This is a genomic window from Elioraea rosea, from assembly GCF_007644105.1.
GTDB lineage: Bacteria > Pseudomonadota > Alphaproteobacteria > Acetobacterales > Acetobacteraceae > Elioraea_A > Elioraea_A rosea.
On the sequence record NZ_VFAC01000008.1, the window covers coordinates 98,608 to 119,274 of the forward strand.

Annotated in this window: 19 protein-coding genes and 1 pseudogene; 8 read left to right on the forward strand and 12 right to left on the reverse strand. The window is 71.8% G+C overall.

Translation table 11 applies throughout. The annotated features are described in order from the left end of the window. Positions 1–38: 38 nt before the first annotated feature. Genes FIF60_RS07905 through FIF60_RS07920 form a run of 4 tightly spaced genes read left to right on the forward strand, consistent with a single transcriptional unit; the run spans position 39 to position 3,989 of the window. Positions 39–716 (forward strand): lysophospholipid acyltransferase family protein, encoded by a 678-nt coding sequence (locus FIF60_RS07905; protein ID WP_158639112.1) that lies wholly within the window; start codon positions 39–41, stop codon positions 714–716. Next, entirely contained in the window at positions 713–2,038 is a 1,326-nt protein-coding gene (locus FIF60_RS07910) for a 3-deoxy-D-manno-octulosonic acid transferase (protein WP_239451544.1), read from the forward strand. Before FIF60_RS07905 ends, FIF60_RS07910 begins: the two co-directional genes overlap by 4 nt. Positions 2,039–2,046: 8 nt before the next feature. Next, positions 2,047–3,072: a tetraacyldisaccharide 4'-kinase gene (lpxK, locus tag FIF60_RS07915; RefSeq protein WP_144185516.1), complete on the forward strand. Its 1,026-nt coding sequence runs from the start codon at positions 2,047–2,049 to the stop codon at positions 3,070–3,072. Between the two features lie 17 nt (positions 3,073–3,089). After that, a complete protein-coding gene (locus tag FIF60_RS07920) occupies positions 3,090–3,989 on the forward strand; it encodes a lysophospholipid acyltransferase family protein (RefSeq protein ID WP_144185562.1) in 900 nt (299 codons plus the stop codon). Between the two features lie 59 nt (positions 3,990–4,048). On the opposite strand, the gene FIF60_RS07925 is transcribed toward FIF60_RS07920, so the two are convergent. From FIF60_RS07925 to xseA, 5 genes are read right to left on the reverse strand one after another with little or no spacing between them, the layout of a single operon-like run. After that, positions 4,049–5,521: a methyl-accepting chemotaxis protein gene (locus tag FIF60_RS07925; RefSeq protein WP_144185517.1), complete on the reverse strand. Its 1,473-nt coding sequence runs from the start codon at positions 5,519–5,521 to the stop codon at positions 4,049–4,051. Further along, positions 5,518–5,823 (reverse strand): hypothetical protein, encoded by a 306-nt coding sequence (locus tag FIF60_RS07930; protein ID WP_144185518.1) that lies wholly within the window; start codon positions 5,821–5,823, stop codon positions 5,518–5,520. Before FIF60_RS07930 ends, FIF60_RS07925 begins: the two co-directional genes overlap by 4 nt. Before the next feature lie 59 nt (positions 5,824–5,882). Continuing rightward, entirely contained in the window at positions 5,883–6,254 is a 372-nt protein-coding gene (locus FIF60_RS07935; RefSeq protein ID WP_144185519.1) for a cupin domain-containing protein, read from the reverse strand. Positions 6,255–6,303: 49 nt separating this feature from the next. Then, positions 6,304–7,128 carry a M23 family metallopeptidase gene (locus FIF60_RS07940; RefSeq protein ID WP_144185520.1) on the reverse strand — a complete coding sequence of 275 codons (825 nt, stop codon included), beginning with the start codon at positions 7,126–7,128 and terminating at the stop codon, positions 6,304–6,306. Further along, positions 7,125–8,600 (reverse strand): exodeoxyribonuclease VII large subunit, encoded by a 1,476-nt coding sequence (xseA, locus tag FIF60_RS07945; RefSeq protein WP_144185521.1) that lies wholly within the window; start codon positions 8,598–8,600, stop codon positions 7,125–7,127. The genes FIF60_RS07940 and xseA overlap by 4 nt, the downstream gene beginning before the upstream one ends. 55 nt (positions 8,601–8,655) lie before the next feature. Between xseA and purD the strand changes: the two genes are divergently transcribed. Both purD and FIF60_RS22370 read left to right on the forward strand, forming a co-directional pair. Further along, positions 8,656–9,921: a phosphoribosylamine--glycine ligase gene (gene purD, locus FIF60_RS07950; protein ID WP_144185522.1), complete on the forward strand. Its 1,266-nt coding sequence runs from the start codon at positions 8,656–8,658 to the stop codon at positions 9,919–9,921. A 157-nt stretch (positions 9,922–10,078) separates the two neighbouring features. Next, positions 10,079–10,786: pseudogene (locus FIF60_RS22370) on the forward strand (FkbM family methyltransferase); the annotation flags it as partial. Between the two features lie 252 nt (positions 10,787–11,038). On the opposite strand, the gene FIF60_RS21520 reads toward FIF60_RS22370, so the two are convergent. From FIF60_RS21520 to FIF60_RS07980, 7 genes are all read right to left on the reverse strand, one after another. Then, positions 11,039–11,911 carry a hypothetical protein gene (locus tag FIF60_RS21520; RefSeq protein WP_158639113.1) on the reverse strand — a complete coding sequence of 291 codons (873 nt, stop codon included), beginning with the start codon at positions 11,909–11,911 and terminating at the stop codon, positions 11,039–11,041. A 114-nt stretch (positions 11,912–12,025) separates the two neighbouring features. Then, a complete protein-coding gene (locus tag FIF60_RS21525; RefSeq protein ID WP_158639114.1) occupies positions 12,026–12,487 on the reverse strand; it encodes a GNAT family N-acetyltransferase in 462 nt (153 codons plus the stop codon). A gap of 1 nt (position 12,488) precedes the next feature. Further along, the gene (gene gyrB / locus FIF60_RS07960) at positions 12,489–14,945 is read right to left on the reverse strand and encodes a DNA topoisomerase (ATP-hydrolyzing) subunit B (RefSeq protein ID WP_144185524.1); all 2,457 of its coding nucleotides are present in this window, start codon (positions 14,943–14,945) and stop codon (positions 12,489–12,491) included. Between the two features lie 46 nt (positions 14,946–14,991). Further along, positions 14,992–16,209 (reverse strand): DNA replication/repair protein RecF, encoded by a 1,218-nt coding sequence (recF, locus tag FIF60_RS07965; RefSeq protein WP_239451545.1) that lies wholly within the window; start codon positions 16,207–16,209, stop codon positions 14,992–14,994. A 34-nt stretch (positions 16,210–16,243) separates the two neighbouring features. Then, positions 16,244–17,380 carry a DNA polymerase III subunit beta gene (gene dnaN, locus FIF60_RS07970; RefSeq protein WP_144185525.1) on the reverse strand — a complete coding sequence of 379 codons (1,137 nt, stop codon included), beginning with the start codon at positions 17,378–17,380 and terminating at the stop codon, positions 16,244–16,246. 153 nt (positions 17,381–17,533) lie between these two features. Further along, complete coding sequence (locus FIF60_RS07975; protein ID WP_144185526.1) at positions 17,534–18,697, reverse strand: trans-sulfuration enzyme family protein; 1,164 nt, start codon at positions 18,695–18,697, stop codon at positions 17,534–17,536. A 25-nt stretch (positions 18,698–18,722) separates the two neighbouring features. Then, positions 18,723–18,965, reverse strand: coding sequence for a hypothetical protein (locus tag FIF60_RS07980; protein WP_144185527.1), 243 nt, complete (start codon positions 18,963–18,965; stop codon positions 18,723–18,725). A gap of 23 nt (positions 18,966–18,988) precedes the next feature. Between FIF60_RS07980 and FIF60_RS07985 the strand changes: the two genes are divergently transcribed. Continuing rightward, complete coding sequence (locus FIF60_RS07985) at positions 18,989–19,561, forward strand: helix-turn-helix domain-containing protein (RefSeq protein WP_144185528.1); 573 nt, start codon at positions 18,989–18,991, stop codon at positions 19,559–19,561. A 7-nt stretch (positions 19,562–19,568) separates the two neighbouring features. Beyond that, the gene (locus tag FIF60_RS07990) at positions 19,569–20,597 is read left to right on the forward strand and encodes a zinc-binding dehydrogenase (protein WP_239451546.1); all 1,029 of its coding nucleotides are present in this window, start codon (positions 19,569–19,571) and stop codon (positions 20,595–20,597) included. Positions 20,598–20,667 lie beyond the last annotated feature (70 nt).

Sequence of the window (20,667 nt, forward strand, 5' to 3'; positions counted from 1 at the left end):
ATTTGGCGCGCTCACGCCGCCGTGCTAACCGCGCCGGCGTGTTCAAGCGCCTGCTTCGCCATCCCCGCACCCTCGCCCTCGGTGCCGCGCTGCTCGCGCGCCACCTCCGCCTCGTCGCGGCGACGACGCGCTGGCAGGTCGTCGGCCGGGAGGCGCTCGCGCCGCTCGCGGGCAGGCCGCTGATCGGCGCCTTCTGGCACGAGCAGCTCGCGCTTGCCCCCTCCGTCGCCTGGAACTGGTCGGGCCGGCATGACGACACCGGGTTCACGGTGCTCGTCTCGCAGCACCGCGACGGCAGGCTGATCGGCGACGTCGTCGCCCGGCTCGGCATCGGCGCGGCGCACGGCTCCTCGCGCCGCGGCGGCGTCGCGGTGTTCCGCGAGGCGCAGCGCGTGATCGCAGAGGGCCGCTCGGTGGCCATCACGCCGGACGGGCCGCGCGGCCCCCGGCGCGTCGCCCAGCCAGGCGTGGCGCGGCTTGCGCGGCTCGCCTCGGTCATGGTCGTCCCGGTCGGCGTCGCCGTCTCGCGCGCCCGCCGCCTCGGCTCGTGGGACAGGCTGATCTTCCCCCTGCCCTTCGGCCGCGGCGCGATCGTCTACGGTGCGGCGATCGATCCTGCTTCGGCCGAGACCGAGGAGGCGCTCCTGGCGGTGATCGCAGCGGGGATGACGGAAGCGGCCGATGACGCCGCACGCCGCGTCGGGCTCGCGCCGTGACCCTGGCGCTCGCGCTCTGGCGCGCCGGCGGGCTCGCCGCAGCCCCGCTTCTGCCGCTGTGGCTTGCCAGGCGCGCGGCGCGCGGCAAGGAGTTCCCTGCGCGGCTCGCCGAACGCCGCGGCATCGCGAGCCTGCCGCGCCCGAACGGCACGCTTCTGTGGCTGCACGCAGCGAGCGTCGGCGAGAGCCTCTCCGCCCTGCCCCTGATCGAGGCGCTGCGCCGGGCTCGTCCCGCCCTGTCGGTGCTGGTCACGACAGGGACAGTCACCTCGGCCGAACTCCTTGCGCGCCGTCTTGGCGGCGCCGCTGCGGAGCCGTCCCGCTCGGGTGCGATGCCAGACTCCCCCTGGCTGGTCCACCAGGTCGCGCCGCTCGACATCCCTGCCTGGGTCGAGCGGTTCCTCGACCATTGGCGCCCGGATGCCGCCGTGTTCGTCGAGAGCGAGCTGTGGCCGGCGACGCTCGCTGCGCTGCGCCGGCGCGGCATCCGCGCCGCCCTCGTCAACGCCAGGCTCTCTCCGCGCTCGGCGGCGCGCTGGGCCCGTGCCCGCGGCGCAGCGGCCGAGGCGCTCTCCACCTTCGAGGTGCTTCTCGCCCAGACACGGGCCGATGCCGAGCGCCTCTCGTCCCTGGCCGGCCGCCAGGTCGACACGCCGGGCAACCTCAAGCACGCATCCGCCCCGCTTCCGGCCGACGCCGCCGAGCTTGCCAGGCTGTCGGCGCTGCTCGGGGGGCGACCTGCCTGGGTCGCTGCGTCGACGCATCCCGGAGAGGAGCAGCAGGTCCTCGCCGCGCATCGCGCCGCCCTGGCAGCCCACCCGGACCTCCTGCTCATCCTCGCCCCGCGCCATCCCGAGCGCGGCGAGGCGGTGGCCGCACTCGTCGCCGAAGCCGGGTTCCCCGCACGCCGCCGGTCACAGAGGCAGGACCCGGACGGGCCAGTCTGGGTCGCCGATACGCTGGGCGAGCTCGGCCTCTGGTACAGGCTTGCACGCGGGGCGTTTCTCGGCGGCTCGCTCATCGCCCATGGCGGGCAGAACCCGCTCGAGCCCGCACGCCTGCGCCTGCCGGTTGCATTCGGCCCTCATACTGCCAATTTTGCCGAAGTCGTGGAGGAGTTGCTCGCCGCTGGCGCGGCGATGCGGGTGGCGGATGCCGAGGCCCTTGCCGCCTGGGCGACCAGGATCGCCGCGGAACCGGGCTGGGCAGAGGCGTCGGGCCGGGCCGCGCAGGCGGCCGCCGGCCGGGGCAGCGCGGCGCTGGACCGGACCCTGGCCGCCCTGCTACCCCTTCTCCCCGAGGAAGGCTACACGGCAGGGTAGAGAACGAGATGCTTCGCGCACCTGGCTTCTGGCTCCCTGGCGGCGGCGGCCTGACGCCGCTCCTCCTGAGCCCCGTCTCTGCGATCTATGCCCGCGCGACCGCCCGGCGCGTCTCCCGTCCGGGCTGGGCCGCGCCCGTGCCGGTGATCTGCTGCGGCAACGTCACGGCGGGCGGCGCCGGCAAGACCACCGTCGCGCTCGACCTGCTTGCGCGCCTCAGCCGCCGCGGCATCGCCACGCATGCGCTTCTGCGCGGCTATGGCGGGTCGGCCAAGGGACCGCTCCGCGTCGACCCCGCTCGGCACGAGTGCCGGACGGTGGGGGATGAGGCCCTGCTTCTGGCTTCCGTCGCGCCCACCTGGGTCGGCGCTGACCGTGCCGCCACCGCGCGGCTCGCGATCGAGGACGGTGCCGGCGCGCTCGTGCTCGATGACGGGCTGCAGAACCCCACCCTGCAGAAGACGCTCGCGCTCCTGGTGATCGACGGCACGTTCGGCTTCGGCAACGGCCGCGTCATCCCGGCCGGGCCGCTGCGCGAGCCGGTCTCCGCCGCGGCCGCCCGCGCGCATGCCGCGGTGCTGATCGGCGAGGACGAGACGGGCGCGCAGCACCTCCTGCCACCGACGCTGCCGCTGCTCCGTGCGCGCCTCGTGCCCGGCCCCGGCGCGGCGGCGCTTGCCCGCCGACCTGTCTTCGCCTTCGCCGGCATCGGCAATCCGCGCAAGTTCTTCGACACGCTCTCGGAGGCCGGCGCCATCGTCGTTGGCCGCCAGACCTTCGCCGATCACTATCCCTATGACGATGACGACATGCGCCACATCCTCGCAGAGGCCGAGCGCCTTGCCGCGCTGCCGGTGACGACGCGCAAGGACATCGTTCGCGTGCCGGCTCGCTTCCGCGACGAGATCGCGGTCGCCGATGTCGGGCTAGCCTGGGAGGAGGAGGACGCGCTCGAGGCGCTTCTCGCACCCCTCTTCCCGCCGCACCAGGCAGAGATCTTCTCCCCCCCAGACACGGCGCACTGCACGGCATGAATTCGCCTGGCTTCGGGATGCGCCTCCGCTGGGCGGCGGAGGCGGCTCTCGCGCGCGCCGTGTTCGCCCTGTTCCGCGCCCTCGGGCCGGAGCGCGCCTCGAATGTCGGCGGCGCTGCCGCGCGCGCGGTCGGTCCCCTCATCCCCGTCTCGCGCGTCGCGCTGCGCAATCTCGAGATCGCGTTCCCGGACCGCGATGCTTCCTGGCGTCGCGAGACGATGCGCGCGGCGTGGGAGAATCTCGGCCGCGTCGTCGCCGAATATCCGCACCTGTCCGGCCTGAAGCGCACGACGTCGGGCCCAGGGTGGGAGCTCGCGAATCCCGAGATCCTGGAGGCGATCGCCGAGAGGGGCGGGCCGGCGATCTTCGTCTCCGGCCACATCGCGAATTGGGAACTGCTTCCGCCCGTCGCCGCCGCCTACGGCATCGCGATGTCGTCGGTCTATCGCGCACCGACCAACCCGGCGATCGATGCCATCATCCTCAGGTTCCGCGAGCAGGCGCTGAAGCCCCTCGTCGCGCCGCTGTTCCCGAAGGGCTCCGACGGCGCGCGCGCCGCGCTCATGCATCTGAGGCGCGGCGGGTTCCTCGGCATGCTGCTCGACCAGAAGATGAATGACGGGATCGAGGCGCGGCTGTTCGGCCGCCCGGCGATGACTGCCCCGGCGCTCGCCCAGCTCGCGCTCCGCCATCGCTGCCCGGTGGTGATGGGACGGGCGATGCGGATCGGCCCGGCCCGATATCGTTTCGTAGCGGGTCCGACCCTGCCGCTTCCCGACAGCGGCGACCGCTCAGCCGATGTCGCTGCGCTGACCCAGGCGGTGAACGATGCGCTCGAGGGCTGGATCCGCGACCGCCCCGCCGAATGGCTGTGGTTCCACCGCCGATTCCCGAAGGAAACGTACCGGCGCGCGTAAGTCTCTTGGGGGCCGTTCGAGAAGGCGCTGCCGCGGCAGTTGCGTCGTCGAACGGTCTCTCAGGCGGAGCGGACGCGCGCGAGGAACCCGTCGAGACGCTCGGTGAGCTGCCGAGAGGTCGCGGACAGCATCTCCGCGCTCTCGCGCGTGCGCGCGGCAACGACGGCGTTCTCCGCGGCGGCATCGGAGACGGCGCCGATCGCGCGGGTGCTGTCCTCGGTGCCCGATGCGGCACCCTGCACCGCACGGCCGATCTCGGAGATCGCCGCGGCCTGCTGGTCCATCGCCGCGGCGATCGCCGTCGCGATGCCATCGATCCTGCGCACCACGGCGATGATGTCGGTCACCGCCGTGCCCGTCTCTGTGGTGGCGGACTGCATCGCGGCGATCTCGCGCGCGATGTCCTCCGTCGCCTTCGCCGTCTGCGCGGCAAGCCCCTTCACCTCATTGGCCACCACCGCGAAGCCTTTGCCGGCCTCTCCCGCCCGCGCCGCCTCGATCGTGGCATTGAGCGCGAGCAGGTTGGTCTGTCCCGCCACGCCGCCGATCATGTCGGCGACGGTGCCTATGCGCTGTGCAGCCTCCGCGAGAGCCGCGACGGTGCCTTCCACCCGGCCGGCCTGGCGGGCAGCGTCGCCCGAGACGGTCGCGGCCTCGCCGATGCGGCGCGTGATCTCGGCGATCGAGGCCGTCATCTCCTCGACCGCAGCGGAGGCTGCCTGCACGGCCATCGAGGAGCGCGCGGCTGCGTCGGCCGCTTCCGCGGCATCGGCGCCGGTGCGGGCCGCGGCGTCGGCGAGCGAGCGGGAGGTTGCGTCCATCGTCCGCGCCGTCTCGGCGACACGCGCCGTCACGCCGCCCATCTCGACCTCGAACCCGTTGGCGAGGGCAAGCGTCGCCTCGCGCTTCCCTGCCTCTGCCCGCGCAGCCTCGGCCTCGTGCTCGGCCGTCATCGCCCGCAGCGCAGCCTCGCTCGCGGCTGAGTCGCGCGCGGCCTTCTCGGCTGCGGGCAGGATCGCCTCGATGCGCTCTGCGATCCAGATCAGCGCACCTGTCTCTGCGACCACGATCACCGCATGCACGACCACGCGCCCGAAATCCGCCCCGCCCGGGAACACGAGCGCAGGGACGAGGAAGTTCAGCGCCAGATGGTGGACGGCCGTGACGGCCGAAGCGAGCAGGATCACCCGCCAGTCGGCATAGACGGCGAGGATTGCGAGCATGGCGAAAAACGCCATGTGCATGTCGATCTGCCAGGGGTGGCCGGCGAACTCGGCGACGAGGAGTGCGGGCATGGCGACGGCGGAGACGGCGACCGTCGCGCGCGTGGCCTGTCCCGCCGGGTCGCGCCAGACGGCGAGGCTCGCAAGCGCGGCGAAGGCCCCGGCAATCGCAACCGGGAAGAGGATCGGCGCGCCGAGAAGCGCGGTGAGGATTCCCGTCAGCACCACGTTGGCCCAGAGGATGGCGAGCAGGATCCTGCTCGCGGCGACCCGCAAGGCCGTCAGGGCGTCCTGTGCCGGGATGGTCATGACGTCTGTCCTTTGGATTGCGACATCAGGCAGCCGCCGAGCGCGTCGGCGCGCAGAACGAGCCAGGCACCGGAAGCGGAAAGCCGCGCCGCAAGGTCACCCTCGCCGCGCAGGAGGAGCGACCCGAGCGGCCCCGGCGCCACCGGCAACGCATCGGCCGACACGGCGCGCGCGAGCCCATCGGCTCCGAACCAGGCGAGAAGCGGCGCACCGGGAACCGGCCGCAGAGCGACGGCGAGCACAGCGACGACGGAGAGAACCGTCGCTCCGGCGGGAGCCAGGAAAGCGGAGAGCCGGTGCATGACCGGCTCTTCCTACAGGGCAGGACTTAAGCTTCCCTTTCGGGAAGACGGAGGCAGGTTCAGGCGGTGCCGAAGCCCTTGCCCGCCACGCGGTACTCGGGCCGCGGCGGGCTGAAGATGTCGAGCACCTTCGCGCCCTCTGGCCCCGCCCGCATCGTGTGCGGCACGCCGCCGGGGGTGCGCCAGAAATCCCCCTTCTTCACGGCGATCTCCTCGCCACCCTGGATGCGCACGGCAGAGCCTTCGAGCAGCACGCCCCACTGCTCCTCCGGGTGGTGGTGCATCTTGCCCTGCTGGTTCGGCGCGATGCTGACGATCGAGAGCATCGCCTGCTCGCCGGCGAAGATGCGCGTCGTCACGCCATCGGCGAGCTCGCGGAACAGCCCGTCCTCCGGATTGTCGAGGTTGTGGAACTCCTTGGCCTGGCTCATGGCAGTCTCCGGCATCGATGGGGCAACGGTGGTATCGGCCGCGTCGGTATCAGCTTTCCGGCATCGGCGGCAGGGCCGTCTGCGGATCGACGGGTATGCCGAGCCAGCCGATCTCGAAATGCAGGTGCGGACCGGTGACGCGCCCCGTCGCGCCGATCGCTGCGATCGGCTGGCTCTGATCCACGCGCTGCCCCAGGGCCACGTCGATCCGCGAGAGGTGGAGGTAGGAGGAGGAGACGCCGTGGCCATGGTCGAGGATCACGGTGCCGCCCTGGAAGTAGAGGTCCGGCTCGGCGAGGCGGACGATGCCCGGCGCGGCGGCGAGCACCGGCGTGCCCGTCGGGCGCGCGACATCGACGCCGAGATGCGGCGCGCGCGGCTGGCCGTTCAGGATGCGCCGCGAGCCGTAGACGCCGCTGATCCGCCCTGTCGCCGGCCAGATGAAGCCCTTGGCGAACAGCGGCTCGTCCGTGTCGTGCCGGCGCGCGGCGCGCACCCGCTCGCGCTCCTGGCCGATGCGCTCGAGCGTCTCCGGCGGCGGCGTCACCATGCCCTGGGGCAGGCCGCTGATCGGCTGCTCGAGCCAGGCGCGCTTGGCGACGGAGAGCTTGCGCGTCTCTGCCTTGCCGCGCGGTGGGGTGACGACGAGCGCGCTCTCGGGCCTCGCGTCACGGCCGAACCCGAAGGCGAACTCGCCGCCTCGCCCGACGCGCACGGCCGTGCCGTCAAGGCTGATCCGCGTGCCGGGAACGGCGCGGCCACTGACGAACCCGCCCTGGGCGATGGGACCGGTCCACTCGAGCGCGCGTGCCGCCGGGGCGGCAAGAAGGCAGAGAGCGCAGCCGAGCACGCCCCGTCGCGCCAGGAGGATCATAGCAGGCTCCCTTGCTCGGGCTTCGCGGGCGACGCCTTGCGCGGGGCGACGCCATCGGCCGTGGCACGCACCGGGCCATCGGCGAAGCGGAGATCGAGCCTCGCGCCCGGAGCGACCGAGGCCGCGCGCGTCACCGCGTGGCCATCGGCGTCGGTCACCAGAGCGAAGCCGCGCGACAGAACCGCCTGGTAGGATGCGCCCTCGAGCCTGGCCGAAAGCGCCTCGAGCCGCGTGCGGCCCTGCGCGAGCGCGGCGCGGACCGGCTGGTCGGACAGGCGGATGCGCGCGAGCGCGAGGTGCCGCCGCTCCGCAAGCCTCGACAGGGCGGTGGGAAGCCGCTGCGCGAGAAGGGAGAGCGCGTTCCGGCGTGCGGCGACGCCCTCGCGCGGGTGCGGTAGCCGGCCTGCGAGAGAGGCAAGCGTCAGCCGCCGGCGCTGCACGAAGCCGGGCAGCGCCGCGTCGAGCCGGGCGGAGCGATCGTCGAGCCGCTGCCGGGCGGTTGCGAGAAGCGAGGGCAGATCGGGCACCGCACGGGCGGCACGCTCGAGCCTGAGCCGCCGCTCGTTCATCGTGCGCGCGAGCCCGCCTGCGAGGCGTGCGTCGAGCCCCTTCACCTCGCGAAGCACGTCGAGCCGCACGGGAACCGCCATCTCGGCGGCAGCCGTCGGCGTGGGCGCGCGGCGGTCGGACACGAAATCGATCAGGGTCGTGTCGGTCTCGTGCCCCACGGCGCTGATGAGAGGGATCGCCGACGCGGCTGCGGCGCGCACCACCGCCTCCTCGTTGAAGGCCATCAGGTCCTCGAGCGAGCCGCCGCCGCGCGCGACGATCAGCACATCCGGCCGCGGCACGGCGCCGCCAGGCTCGAGTGCGTTGAACCCGGCGATCGCCGCCGCCACCTGCTCGGCCGCGCCCTGGCCCTGCACGGCGACGGGCCAGACGAGCACATGGCGGGGAAAGCGCTCGGCGAGCCTGTGCAGGATGTCGCGGATCACCGCCCCGCGCGGCGAGGTGACGACGCCGATGACGCGCGGCAGGCGGGGGATCGGCCGCTTGCGCTCTGCCGCGAACAGCCCCTCGGCGGCAAGACGCTGCTTCAGCATCTCGATGCGCGCCAGAAGCGCGCCTGCGCCGGCATAGTCCAGCCTGTCGATCTGCAGCTGGTAGCTCGAGCGGTCCGCGTAGGTGGTGAGCTTGCCCGTCGCGACCACCTCGACGCCGTTCTCCGGGTCGAGCCCGAGCCGTGGCACCACGCTCTTCCAGATCACCGCGGCGAGCTTGGCGTTCTCGTCCTTGAGCGAGAGATAGATGTGGCCGGAGGGGTAGCGCTTGCACTCGGTGATCTCGCCGCGCACGCGCACGCGGCCGAACCGGTCCTCGAGCGCCCGCTTGACCGCGCCGGCGATCTCGGAGACCGAGAATTCCGGGATGTTCGGGCGTTCTGCCGCGGCAGGGGGGGCGATCTCTTGCATGCCCGCCGATCCTATGCGATCCGCCGACAGGGTTTAAGCGGGAGGGCGGTCACTCATGCGCGTTCTGCTCGTCGGGGGCGGCGGCCGCGAACACGCGCTTGCCTCCGCCATCGCCGCCTCGCCGAAGCTCACCATGCTTTGGTGCGCGCCAGGCAATGCCGGCATCGCCGATCTCTGCGCCTGCGTGCCGATCGCGGCGGAGGACGTCGCCGGGCTCGTCGCCTTCGCGCGAGAGCATGCCGTCGATCTCGTCGTCGTCGGGCCGGAGGCGCCGCTCGTCGCGGGGCTCGCCGATGCGTGCGCGGAGGCCGGCATCGCCTGCTTCGGGCCATCGGCCGCGGCCGCGCGGCTCGAGGGCAGCAAGGCCTTCACCAAGGAGATCTGCGCCGAGGCAGGCATCCCGACCGCCGCCTCCGCCACCTTCGACGACGAGGCCGCAGCGCTTGCCCATGTGCGGGCAAAGGGCGCTCCGATCGTGGTGAAGGCCGATGGGCTCGCCGCAGGCAAGGGCGTCGTCGTCGCCGCCACCGTCGCCGAGGCGGAGGCGGCCGTGACGGCGATGATGCGCGAGCGCGTGCATGGCGCGGCGGGCACGCGGCTTGTCATCGAGGAGTGCCTCGTCGGCCGGGAGGTCAGCTTCTTCGCGCTCTGCGATGGCGCGCACGCGGTTCCCTTCGGTGCGGCGCAGGACCACAAGCGCGCAGGCGACGGCGACACGGGGCCGAACACGGGCGGCATGGGCGCCTACTCTCCGCCGAAGGGCTTCGACAGCGCGCTAGAGGAGGAGGTGATGGCGCGCATCGTGCGCCCGACCCTCGCCGCGATGGCCGCGCGCGGCACCCCGTTTCGCGGCGTGCTGTTCTGCGGGCTGATGCTCACCGCATCGGGGCCGAAACTGATCGAGTTCAACGTGCGCTTCGGTGACCCGGAATGCCAGGCGCTGATGCTGCGCGCCGAAGGCGACATGCTTGCCGCCCTCGATGGCGCGGCGCGCGGCGCGCTAGACCGCGTGCGGGTGCGGATGCGCGAGGCCGCCTCGGTCGTGGTAGTGATGGCGACGCGCGGCTATCCGGGCGCCTACGCCAAGGGCAGCGTCATTGAAGGGCTCGACGAGGCGGCGGCGGTGCCGGGGGTGCGGGTTTTCCATGCCGGCACCAGGCTCGCCGAGGGCAGGTTCACCGCCGAGGGCGGGCGCGTGCTCGGCATCGGCGCGGTGGGCAGGAACGTGGCCGAGGCGCGCGCTTCGGCCTACGCGGCCGTCGATCGCGTTCGCTGGCCGGAAGGGTTCTGCCGACGCGACATCGCCGCAAGCGCTGCTTGACAGGGGCCGCCCCGACCGCGCACCTGCCGCCGTCCGAACCGGCAGGGAGCGGGCCGTGGCAGTCCTTCGATCGTCCTTCTTCGCGACGCTTCCGGTCCGCTTCCGCGCCGAGACGGTTCCCGCAAGCGCACGCTTCTACCGCGACGGCTACCGCCCGATGCGCTCGTTTGCCGAGAAGCTCGCGGTCAAGGCACCTTCCCGCCTCGGCTATCACCTGCTGCGCTCTCTCGACCGCTGCGGCTCGGGCGAGGCGAGCGTGATCACGGGCGGGCGCACGCTCCGCTTTCCGTTCCGCGCAGCGAACACGCAGTTCCATTCGATCTACCTGCCGCAATTCGCCTCCGGCTTCGAGACGGAGACAGGCCTTCTCCTGCACATCCTCGCCGGTACGCGCGGCACCTTCTTCGACATCGGCTCGAACTGGGGCCACTACAGCGTCACGATCGGGCTGTACGAGGGGTTCGAGGGCACGATCCACGCCTTCGAGCCTGCCGCCGCGACCTATAGCGACCTCGTCTCCGTCACGACCGCGCTCGGGCTCGCCGGCCGCGTGACGTGCCACAACCTGGCGACGGGAAGCACCAACGCGGGCGGGTCGCTCACGGTTCCCGACAAGGTTCATTCCGGCATCGCGCGCGTCTCGGCCACGGGCGGGGGCGAGACGATCCGCATCGCCCGGCTCGATGATCTCGGCCTGCCCGCGCCGACGGCGATGAAGATCGACGTGGAGGGGAGCGAGCACGACACGCTGCTCGGCGCCGAGGCCACGCTCCGCACGGCCCGGCCCTTCATCGTGATGGAGAGCACGCTCGAGCAGACGGTACGCGATGCCGGTGCACGCCCTGCACTCGCAGTGCTTGAGTCGCATCGCTATCGCCTGTTCCAGCCCTATCTCATCCTCGAGGGCGGAGCGGAGGACGATCCCTACCCATTCAACCCGACCATTCCCGAGGGCACGGCGTCGCGGCTCTGCCTCCTGCCTTTCGAGGCGTCCTGGCGCATTTCAACGTCTTCGCCTGCCCCGAAGAGAAGCTCCCGCTGCTCGAGCGAAAGCTCGCCGCGCCGAGCTTCGCTGCGTCGGTGGCGACCGAGTAGGCGCTCGGGACGAGCGGCGCGCTCAGCCTCGAGCCGGGCGCAGGCGGACGAGCCCGAGCATCGCGAGCCCGGCGGCGAGGAGGCCGAGCGGCGCGGGTGCGGGAACCCCGACGGGGTTGACGTCGAACGTCGCGAAAAGGTCGAGCCTGTCGCCGCCGCCGCTGGCAGTGAACGCGAAGGTCATGGCCAGGAGATCGCAGGACGCGCAGGTCCCCGCGCCCGAGACGTCTGCCGCCGTGTAGGGATAGACGAAGGGCGGGATGCCGCCTGTCGCAGGTGGCGGGAACGAGGCGGAGGTGCCGGTCGATGCCACAAGCGCGCCATCGACCTGGCCGAACAGCACGGCGGTTTCGCCGAACGCCGAGCCGGCCCCGAGCCCGACGCGATCTCCATTCATGTCGGTCAGCGTCCCCCCGCCCGACAGGCTGTAGCTGTAGCCAGGCCCGGCGAGGTTCATCACCGTCCCGAAGGTGATGAGGAAGCTCGTTGGATCGCCATTGTCGATGACGCCGACCGTCGCGGCGATCATCGGGAAGGGAATGAACGAGACGGCGGGGAGAAGCAGGCCGTTCTCCGTCGCGGGAACGACCGAGGTGTCGACGAGGCGGACCGATCCGTCGCCGAGCATGACGAGCGGGGTGAGAAGGCGGACCGACCCGTCGCCGGCGACCGCCGCCTGGGCCCCCCGGACGGGCACGGGCACGACGGAGCCATCGCAGGCGACGCTAACCGACCCGTCGCACGCGACGAGCACCGACCCGTCGCCCATGAACTGAAGCGCCTGGCTGAGAGACCCGATCGAGTACTGCATCGTCGCAAGCGGCGCGGCTTCCGCGCCCTGCCCCAGCATTGCAGCGGCCACGCCGAGGAAAGCCAACCGAGCCCCGTTCGCCATCGCACGCACCCTCCCGCGCCGGAGCAAACCGTCCTTCGCGGTTCGCCTCCGCCTCAAGTCAATTCGCTTCGGGATCGAACTGTCAAGCGAGCCGCGGTTGCAGGGCGACCGAATTCAGAGGTGCTTCTCGAAGAACACACGTTCGTAGGCATCGGCGCCATGCGGCGGCAGGCCGCGATGCGTCTCGCGGTAGCCCGCCGCGGTGTAGAGGCGAAGGAGATGAGCGAACATCGCCGCCGTGTGCAACTCGAGCCGTATAAAGCCGCCAGCGCGTGCCTGGGCCTCGGCATCGGCGAGAAGCATGCGCCCGAGGCCGCGCCGCTGCGCCTTGGGCGCGACCCCGAGGAGATCGACCTCGAGCGCATCACCACGCGGCAGCAGCGCGGCGAAGCCGAGGATCGCCGCTCCGTCGACCGCCACGCGGACGCCGCCGCGCGCGAGCGCCTCGGAAAGCCGCGCATGCGCCGTGGGCGTCACCTCACGGCCGAGGGCTCCGACATAGGGCGTGAAGGAGGCCCGCAGCAGGGCGTGCAGCGCCTTCTCGTCCTCCGCCGCGGCGGTGCGGATCTCCGGCACCTCAGACGTCGAGATTGGCGACCTTCAGGGCGTTCTCGACGATGAACTCCCGCCGCGGCTCGACAACGTCGCCCATCAGCGTCGCGAAGATCTCCCCCGCCTCCTCGGCCGCGCCGATGCGCACCTGCAGGAGCGAGCGGTTCGCGGGGTCTAGCGTGGTTTCCCAGAGCTGCTCGGGGTTCATCTCGCCGAGGCCTTTGAAGCGCTGGATGGTCAGGCCCTTGCGGCCCTGTTCCATCACCGCCTCGGTCAGCGCAACGGGGCCGGAGACCGCACGCGCCGTCTCGCCGACGCGCCAGGCGGCAGGCTTCGTCCAGTGCTCGGCGAGCTCGGCGGCCTGCTCGTCGAGCCGCCTGGCCTCGGTGCTGTTAAGCAGGAGCTCGTCGAGAACGTAACGCTCGGTCACGCCGCGAAGCGTGCGGGCGAAGATCAGCCGCCCGCCTTCGGCAACGCCTGTCCAGCCGCGATCGGTGGGGCGTGATTCGGCATCCAGCCGACGCGCGACGACGCCTGCGAGCTCGCCCGCGCGGGCGGTGTCGGCGAGCAGATCGCGCGAGAGCGCACCCGCAATCGCCGCCTGCTCGAGCACCGCCACGGGTGCCGCCGCCGTCATGCGCTGCAGGAGCCCGCGCTGCGACCGGGCACGATCCACGGCGATGCGCAGCGGGCCCGCCATCAACGTCGCGCCGCCGTCCGGCGTCAGCGAGGCGTTCTCGAGCGCGCGGTCGAGCAGGAAGCCCTCGAGCGCGCGCTCGTCCTTCAGGTAGCGCTCCTCCGAGCCGCGCTTGGCGCGGAACAGCGGCGGCTGGGCGATGTAGAGATGCCCGCGCTCGACGACTTCCGGCATCTGACGGAAGAAGAAGGTGAGCAGCAGCGTGCGGATGTGCGAGCCGTCGACATCGGCGTCGGTCATGATGACGATGCGGTGGTAGCGCAGCTTGGCGAGGTCGAACCCGCCCTCGGAAGGCTCGCCGCGGCCGATGCCCGTGCCGAGCGCGGTCACGAGCGTGCCGATCTCGGCCGAGCCCAGCATCTTGTCGAAGCGCGCGCGCTCGACGTTCAGGATCTTGCCCTTGAGCGGCAGGATTGCCTGGAAGGCGCGGTTGCGCCCCTGCTTGGCGGACCCGCCGGCGCTGTCGCCCTCGACGATGAAGAGCTCGGATTTCGCCGGGTCACGCTCCTGGCAGTCGGCGAGCTTGCCGGGAAGCGAGGAGATGTCGAGCACGCCCTTGCGGCGCGTCAGGTCTCGCGCCTTCCGCGCCGCCTCGCGCGCGAGCGCGGCCTCGGCCATCTTGCCGAGGATGCGCTTGGTCTCCGCCGGGTGCGTCTCGAACCAGTGCGACAGCGCATCGGAGACGAGCGCCTGGACGACCGGCTGGACCTCGGAGGAGACGAGCTTGTCCTTGGTCTGCGAGGAGAATTTCGGATCCGGAACCTTCACCGACAGCACGGCGGTCAGGCCCTCGCGCATGTCGTCGGCGGTGATCTCGATCTTGTCCTTCTTCGAGAGCACCTCGTTGGCGACGCGGTTGACCGTACGCGTGAGTGCGGCGCGGAAGCCGGCGAGATGGGTGCCGCCGTCGCGCTGGGGGATGTTGTTGGTGAAGCACAACATCGTTTCGTGATAGGAATCGTTCCACGACAGTGCGAGCTCGACGGTGATGCCGTCGCGATCGGCACGCGAGGAGATCGGCGGGGCGAACAGCGCGGTCTTGCCGCGGTCGAGCCAGTGCTGGAAGGCGACGAGCCCGCCGTCGTAGCGGAGCTCGTGCGTCACGGGCGGGACGTGCCGCGCATCGGTCAGCACGATGGCAACGCCCGAGTTCAGGAAGGCGAGCTCGCGCAGGCGGCGCTCGAGCACGGCGGCGTCGAACTCGGTCTTGGTGAACACCGACGGGCTCGGCAGGAAGCTCACCTGCGTGCCGGTGCGGCCAGGCGGCTCGGCCGGCCCCACCACGACGAGCGGCGCCTCGGGCTCGCCGCCGTGGACGAAGCGCATCAGGTGCTCCGACCCGTTGCGCCAGACGCGCACCTCAAGCCAGTCCGACAGCGCGTTGACGACCGAGACGCCGACGCCGTGCAGGCCGCCGGAGACCTTGTAGCTGTTCTGGTCGAACTTGCCGCCCGCGTGCAGCTTGGTCATCACCACTTCGACCGCGCTCACCCCCTCCTCGGGGTGGATGTCGGTCGGGATGCCGCGGCCATCGTCGGAGACGGTGACGGAGCCGTCGCCGTTCAGCGTGACGGTGACGCGGCTCGCATGGCCGGCGAGCGCCTCGTCGACGGCGTTGTCGACCACCTCGAACACCATGTGGTGCAGGCCCGAGCCGTCATCGGTGTCGCCGATGTACATGCCCGGTCGCTTGCGCACGGCATCGAGCCCCCGGAGGACGCCGATCGAGGACGCGTCATAGGCGTCTGCGGCCCCTGGGGCGAGGTTCCGCGCGGAGTCGGTCATAGCGTTGGGAATCCTTGGTTTTTTCCAGTCTCGGCGTGACCGGAGATTATACCCCGGATACGCGCCGTTGGGCAGCGCCGAAGCGGGCACCAGCCCCGCGCGCCACCGCCTCTCCGGGGCGCACCGTGAGCAGGAGCGCCGCAGGGCTGAGGGGGGCAAAGATCTCGGCCTCGGTGCCGGTCAGGAACACCTGCGCACCGAGGCCGGGCAGGGCGGCGAACAGGGCCTCGCGGCGGGCGTTGTCGAGATGCGCTGCCACCTCGTCGAGCAATAGGAGCGGTGCGGCGCCGCGGGAGGCGGTGATCAGAGCGGCATGGGCGAGCACGATGCCGACGAGAAGCGCCTTCTGCTCGCCCGTAGAACAGAGGGCGGCGGCGAGCCCCTTGGGCGCGTGCGTCAGCACGAGATCGGCCCTGTGCGGCCCCAGCCGCGCCCCACCCGAGGACGCATCGAGGCCCCGCCCGGCGGCGAGCGCTGCGCGGAACCGGTCCTCCGCCGCGAGCGCGGGGACCTCGGCGAGCGATGCATCGACGCTGCAGTCGAGCGTGGCGACGGCAGCGGGGAAGGCCCCGGCGATGCCTCCCGCAAGGGCGGCGTTCAGGCGTGCGAGCAGCATCCGCCGCGCCGCCGCGACGGCGACGCCGTGCTGCGCCATCTGGTCCTCGAGCGCGTCGAGCCAGGCGGGGTCGGCGCGGCCATCGGCCAGAAGCCGGTTCCGCTCGGCCATGGCGGTGTCGTAGGCGGCCACCTCCCGGGCATGCGAGGGCTCGAGCGCCCAGACGAGCCTGTCGAGGAAGCGCCGGCGGGCCGAGGCGCCGTCCTGGAACAGCCTGTCCATCTGCGGGGTCAGCCACACGGCCGCGGCTCGGGCGGCGATGTCGGCCTGGGCGCGCGGCGGGGCGCCATCGAGGCGGAAGGTTCGCCGTGTCGCCGCCGCGTCCTCCACCCCCGTGCCGAGGGTGAGCGGACCGAGCGGGGTGACGAACCGACCCGCCACCGCCCAGAGGCCGCCCGCGCTCTCGCCCGCTGCGCGGTGGCCCAGCTCGCCGATGCGCGCGCCGCGAAGACCTCGGCCTGGCACGAGAAGGCTGATCGCCTCGAGCAGGTTCGTCTTGCCCGCCCCGTTCTCGCCCGCGAGCACCACGACGGGCGCGTCGGTCGCGAGGTCGAGCGCGGGGTAGGAGCGGAAGCGCGAAAGCGTCAGCCGCGTCAGCGCGAGCGGCGGTAGGTCTGTCATCGCCTCGATATGGGGCTCAGGCGGCATCCGTGCCGGCCCTGCCCCGCGCAGCGCCGCTGCGTCAGACTCGCATCGGCATCAGCACGTAGACCGCACGCGGGTCGCCTTCCGCGCGGATCAGCGTCGGTGCCGCGCCATCGTGGAACTTGAACTCCACGCGCACGCTGTCTGCCATCTGGTCGGTGATGTCGCGCAGATAGCGCGCCTGGAAGCCGATCTCCATCGGCGTGGCGTCGTACTCCAGCCGGTCGGCGTCGATCTCCTCGCTCGCCGTGCCCTGCTCGGGGCTCGCGGCGGAGAGGGTCAGCCCCTGCTTGGCGATCGCCATCTTCACTGGGCGGGAGCGCTCGGAGCTGATCGCTGCCACCCGGTCCACCGCCTCCGCGAAGTCCTTCTTGGCGATGCGGAGAAGCTTGTCGTTGTCGCGCGGGATCACCCGGTCATAGTCGGGGAAGGTGCCGTCGATCAGCTTCGAGGTCAGCGTGACGGCGCCGAAGCCGAACCGGATCTTGGTGTCGGAGAGCGCGATCTCGACCAGGTCCTGCGCCGGCACGTCGTCAAGCAGCTTGCGGAGCTCGAGCACCGCCTTGCGCGGCACGATCACGCCTGGCATGCCGGAAGCACCGTCAGGGAGGTCCTCCTCAACCCGCGCGAGCCGGTGACCGTCGGTCGCGACGGCGCGCAGAACCGGGGCGCCCTCGCTTTCGGCGATGTGGAGGTAGATGCCGTTGAGGTAGTAGCGCGTCTCCTCGGTGGAGATCGCAAACCGCGTGCGGTCGACAAGGTCACGCAGCACGCCGGCCTTGAGGCTGAACTTGTGCGGCAGCGCGCCTTCCTGCAGCGCTGGGAAATCCTCCACCGGCAGGCACACGAGCGAGGTCGCGTAGCGCCCGGCGCGGAGCGCGAGCTGGCTGTCGCCTCCCGGATGGTCGAGCTCGATTACCGCACCCTCTGGCAGCTTGCGGACGATCTCGTAGAGCGTGCCGGCCGGCGCCGTGGTCGCGCCGTTGCGCACCACCTCTGCCGCCACCTGCTCGACCGCCGCGATCTCCATGTCGGTCGCGGCGAGGGTCAGCGCACCATCCTTGGCGCGGATCAGCACGTTGGCGAGGATGGGAATGGTGTTCCGCCGTTCCACCACGTTTTGCACATGCGAGAGCGCCTTCATCAGGGCGGAGCGTTCGACCTTGATCTTCATGTCTGATCCCGAGGGCTCGTTCTCGTCTGGGTGAAGTCTCGCGGGGCGGAAAGCGTCCCGGGCCGGGGGGCGACTCGGGGGGCGTGACTATAGCACCGCAACCGCGGAACGTAAGGGAATCGGCACGGTTCCGGGCGCTCCGGAGTGAAGCGTTCAGGCGTTGGCGGCGCGCAGCGCCCTGTCGAGATCGGCGTAGAGGTCGGCCGGGTCCTCGATGCCGGTCGAGAGCCGCAACAGGTCCGGCGGGCAGGGCGAGCCCGCGCCCTCGATCGAGGCACGATGCTCGATCAGGCTCTCGACGCCCCCCAGCGACGTCGCCCGCTTCCAGAGCTCGACCCGCGCCGCAGTGGCGATGGCGGCGCGCTCGCCGCCCTTGAGCCGGATGCTGAGCATGCCGCCGAACCCGCCCTCCATCTGCCGCCGCGCGACCTCGTGGCCGGGATGCGCGGCAAGCCCCGGATAGAGCACCTCCGACACCGCTGCGTGCCCGGAAAGCCGCTCTGCCAGCGTCATCGCCGAGCCGCAGGCGGCGGCGACGCGCACGGGAAGGGTGCGCATGCCGCGGATCAACAGGAAGGCTTCCAGAGGGGCGAGCACCTGGCCGAGGGTCGAGCGGTTGCGCCGCACCCTCTCCCACAGCCCATCCTCGCGTGCAGAGGCGAGCGCGCCGGCGAGAACGTCGGAATGCCCGTTCAGGTACTTCGTCGCCGAGTGCATCACGATGTCGGCGCCGAGCGAGAGGGGGCGGGTCAGGATGGGCGTGGCGCAGGTGCTGTCGACTGCGAGCACTGCCCCGGCCTGGTGGGCGATCGCGGCAGTCTCGGCGATGTCGGTGACCGACCAGAGCGGGTTCGACGGCGTCTCCGCCCAGACGAGCCTCGTCCGCCCCGGCACGATGGCGGCACGCAGCGCGGCAAGATCGGTCATGTCCACGAGGGTGACGGTGAGGCCCCAGCGCGTCGCCTCCGTCATCAGCCAGTTGCGGAGCGACCAGTACATCACCTCCGGAGCCACCACGTGATCGCCAGGCGACAGCGCCAGGAACAGCGCGGTGGCGGCCGACATGCCCGAGCCGAACATCATGGCCGAGGCCGCTCCCTCGAGCGCGGCGATCACCGCCTCCGCCTCGCGGACGGTGACGTTGTCGGGGCGGGAGTAGATGTTGCCCGAGCGGTACTGGTTGTCGGGGTCGCGGATGAAGGTCGTCGAGAGATGGATCGGCGGCACGACGGCGCGGCTCGCCTCGTCGATATGGCCGAGCGCCTGGGCGGCAAGCGTGCGGGAGGTCCAGCCGCGCTGGCCTGGGTCGGTCGTCATTGCCGTGCTCCGGAAGACTGGTCGGTCAGAGGTAGCGGCCGCGCTCGAGAATCTCGAGCTGGTACGCCCGGTAGGTCATGCCGAGTTCCTCGGCCCGCGCCAAGCGCCTGAGAGCGATTTCGCGCGGCGGCGTCTTCCAGGCCTTCCTGTGCGCCCGCTTCCAGCACCAGTGGCGCCAGCTCTCGTTCGGGTCAGGCTCCTCCAGGGGCGGTCCACCATTGTGGCCGAGGCCGGGAGAAGGCAGAGGTGGGAGACGTGGCGCATCCATAGGCTAGACACTATGGTGGACACATGAGCACGATACAAGACGACTCGACGCTCGACCCGCTTGCCGCGCGACTGAAGGCGGAGCGCGAGGCGCGCGGCTGGTCGATCACCGTCCTCGCCGAGCGCTCGGGCGTCTCGCGGGCGATGATCAGCAAGGTCGAGCGCGGCGAGGCGAGCCCGACCGCAGCCCTGCTCGGGCGCCTTTCCGGCGCATTCGGGCTGACCGTGTCTGCGCTGCTTGCGCGCGCGGAAGGGCCTGGCGCAGGCCTCTCGCGCGCGGAGGACCAGACCACCTGGCGCGACCCCGAGACGGGGCTCGCCCGCCGCGCCCTGACGCCGCCTGGGGCCGACCCCGAGCTCGTGCTCGCGTCCCTTCCGCCGGGCGCGCGCATCGCCTATCCCGCGGCGTCCTACGCGCTTCTGCGCGGCCAGTGCATCTGGGTGATCTCGGGTGCGCTCCTCTTCCACGAGGGCGAGGCGGTGCACAGCCTGAAGGAGGGAGACTGCCTGGCCCTCGGCGCGCCGGCCGACTGCGCCTTCGAGAACCCGTCCGAGACGGAAACGGCAAGCTACATCGTCGCCCTCTCCCGCCGTTGAGCCCGACGTGCCATTGCTTGCCCGTTCGGGCACGGGGGAGAACGACGTGAAGGCGATGGTGATCGATCGGTTCGGCGGGCCCGAGCTGTTCCGCGAAGCGACGCTGCCCGACCCGGTGGCAGGCCCTGGCGAAGTGCTGGTCGCGATCGAGGCGGCGAGCGTGAACCCGGTCGACTGGAAGATCCGCTCGCGGGGCCCCGGTATCGCACCCGCGCTTCCCGCCGTGCTCGGCTGCGACTTCGCGGGCCGTGTCACCGAGCTCGGCGACGGCGTGCATGGCTTCGCGGTCGGCGATCGCGTGTTCGGCTGCGCCGGCGGGGTGAAGGGCATGCCCGGAACCTACGCGACGATGATCGCGGCCGATGCGCGGCTGATCGCCAAGGCGCCCGCGACCCTCGATGCGCACGCGGCCGCCGCCCTGCCACTCGTGACCATCACCGCCTGGGAAGGGCTGTTCGACCGCGCGCGCATCCATGAGGGCGCGACGGTTCTCGTCCATGGCGGCACAGGCGGGGTCGGGCATGTGGCGGTGCAGCTTGCGGCCGCCGCCGGAGCGAAGGTGACCGCGACCGTCTCGAGCCCCGAGAAGGCCACGCTCGCGCGCTCCCTCGGCGCGGCGGAGACGATCGACTACCGGAACGAGACGGTCGAGGCCTATGTCGCGCGGCTGACCGGCGGGCGCGGCTTCGACGTGGTGTTCGACGCGACGGGCGGCTCGGACATCGCCACGAGCTTCGCAGCGGCCCGCACCAACGGCCAGGTCGTGACGATCGTGTCGCAGTACACAGCCGACCTGACACTGATGCACACGAAGGGGCTGTCGCTGCACGTCGTGTTCATGCTTCTGCCGATGCTGACCGGCGCGGGCCGCGAGAGGCAAGGCGAGATCCTTTCCGCCGCCGCCCGCCTCGCCGAGGAAGGCAAGCTCCGCCCCGTTCTGGACAAGACCCGGTTCGGTCTCGCCGACGTGGCCGCCGCCCACACCCGCCTCGAGAGCGGCAAGGCCATCGGCAAGGTCGTCATCGACATCGCCTGATCCGCTGGCCACCAGCGACGAGAGACGGCCCGAGACGTCGCTGCCGTGAGTCGGTTGGCGCGGTTGCCGA

Bases quoted from the DNA above. Each gene is read 5' to 3' on its own strand.
- lpxK (WP_144185516.1), top strand. From the start codon at position 2,047: ATGCTTCGCGCACCTGGCTTCTGGCTCCCTGGCGGCGGCGGCCTGACG.
- FIF60_RS07920 (WP_144185562.1), top strand. From the start codon at position 3,090: ATGCGCCTCCGCTGGGCGGCGGAGGCGGCTCTCGCGCGCGCCGTGTTC.
- FIF60_RS07925 (WP_144185517.1), bottom strand. From the start codon at position 5,521: ATGACCATCCCGGCACAGGACGCCCTGACGGCCTTGCGGGTCGCCGCG.
- FIF60_RS07930 (WP_144185518.1), bottom strand. From the start codon at position 5,823: ATGCACCGGCTCTCCGCTTTCCTGGCTCCCGCCGGAGCGACGGTTCTC.
- FIF60_RS07935 (WP_144185519.1), bottom strand. From the start codon at position 6,254: ATGAGCCAGGCCAAGGAGTTCCACAACCTCGACAATCCGGAGGACGGG.
- FIF60_RS07940 (WP_144185520.1), bottom strand. From the start codon at position 7,128: ATGATCCTCCTGGCGCGACGGGGCGTGCTCGGCTGCGCTCTCTGCCTT.
- xseA (WP_144185521.1), bottom strand. From the start codon at position 8,600: ATGCAAGAGATCGCCCCCCCTGCCGCGGCAGAACGCCCGAACATCCCG.
- purD (WP_144185522.1), top strand. From the start codon at position 8,656: ATGCGCGTTCTGCTCGTCGGGGGCGGCGGCCGCGAACACGCGCTTGCC.
- FIF60_RS21520 (WP_158639113.1), bottom strand. From the start codon at position 11,911: ATGGCGAACGGGGCTCGGTTGGCTTTCCTCGGCGTGGCCGCTGCAATG.
- gyrB (WP_144185524.1), bottom strand. From the start codon at position 14,945: ATGACCGACTCCGCGCGGAACCTCGCCCCAGGGGCCGCAGACGCCTAT.
- recF (WP_239451545.1), bottom strand. From the start codon at position 16,209: ATGCCGCCTGAGCCCCATATCGAGGCGATGACAGACCTACCGCCGCTC.
- dnaN (WP_144185525.1), bottom strand. From the start codon at position 17,380: ATGAAGATCAAGGTCGAACGCTCCGCCCTGATGAAGGCGCTCTCGCAT.
- FIF60_RS07975 (WP_144185526.1), bottom strand. From the start codon at position 18,697: ATGACGACCGACCCAGGCCAGCGCGGCTGGACCTCCCGCACGCTTGCC.
- FIF60_RS07980 (WP_144185527.1), bottom strand. From the start codon at position 18,965: ATGGATGCGCCACGTCTCCCACCTCTGCCTTCTCCCGGCCTCGGCCAC.
- FIF60_RS07985 (WP_144185528.1), top strand. From the start codon at position 18,989: ATGAGCACGATACAAGACGACTCGACGCTCGACCCGCTTGCCGCGCGA.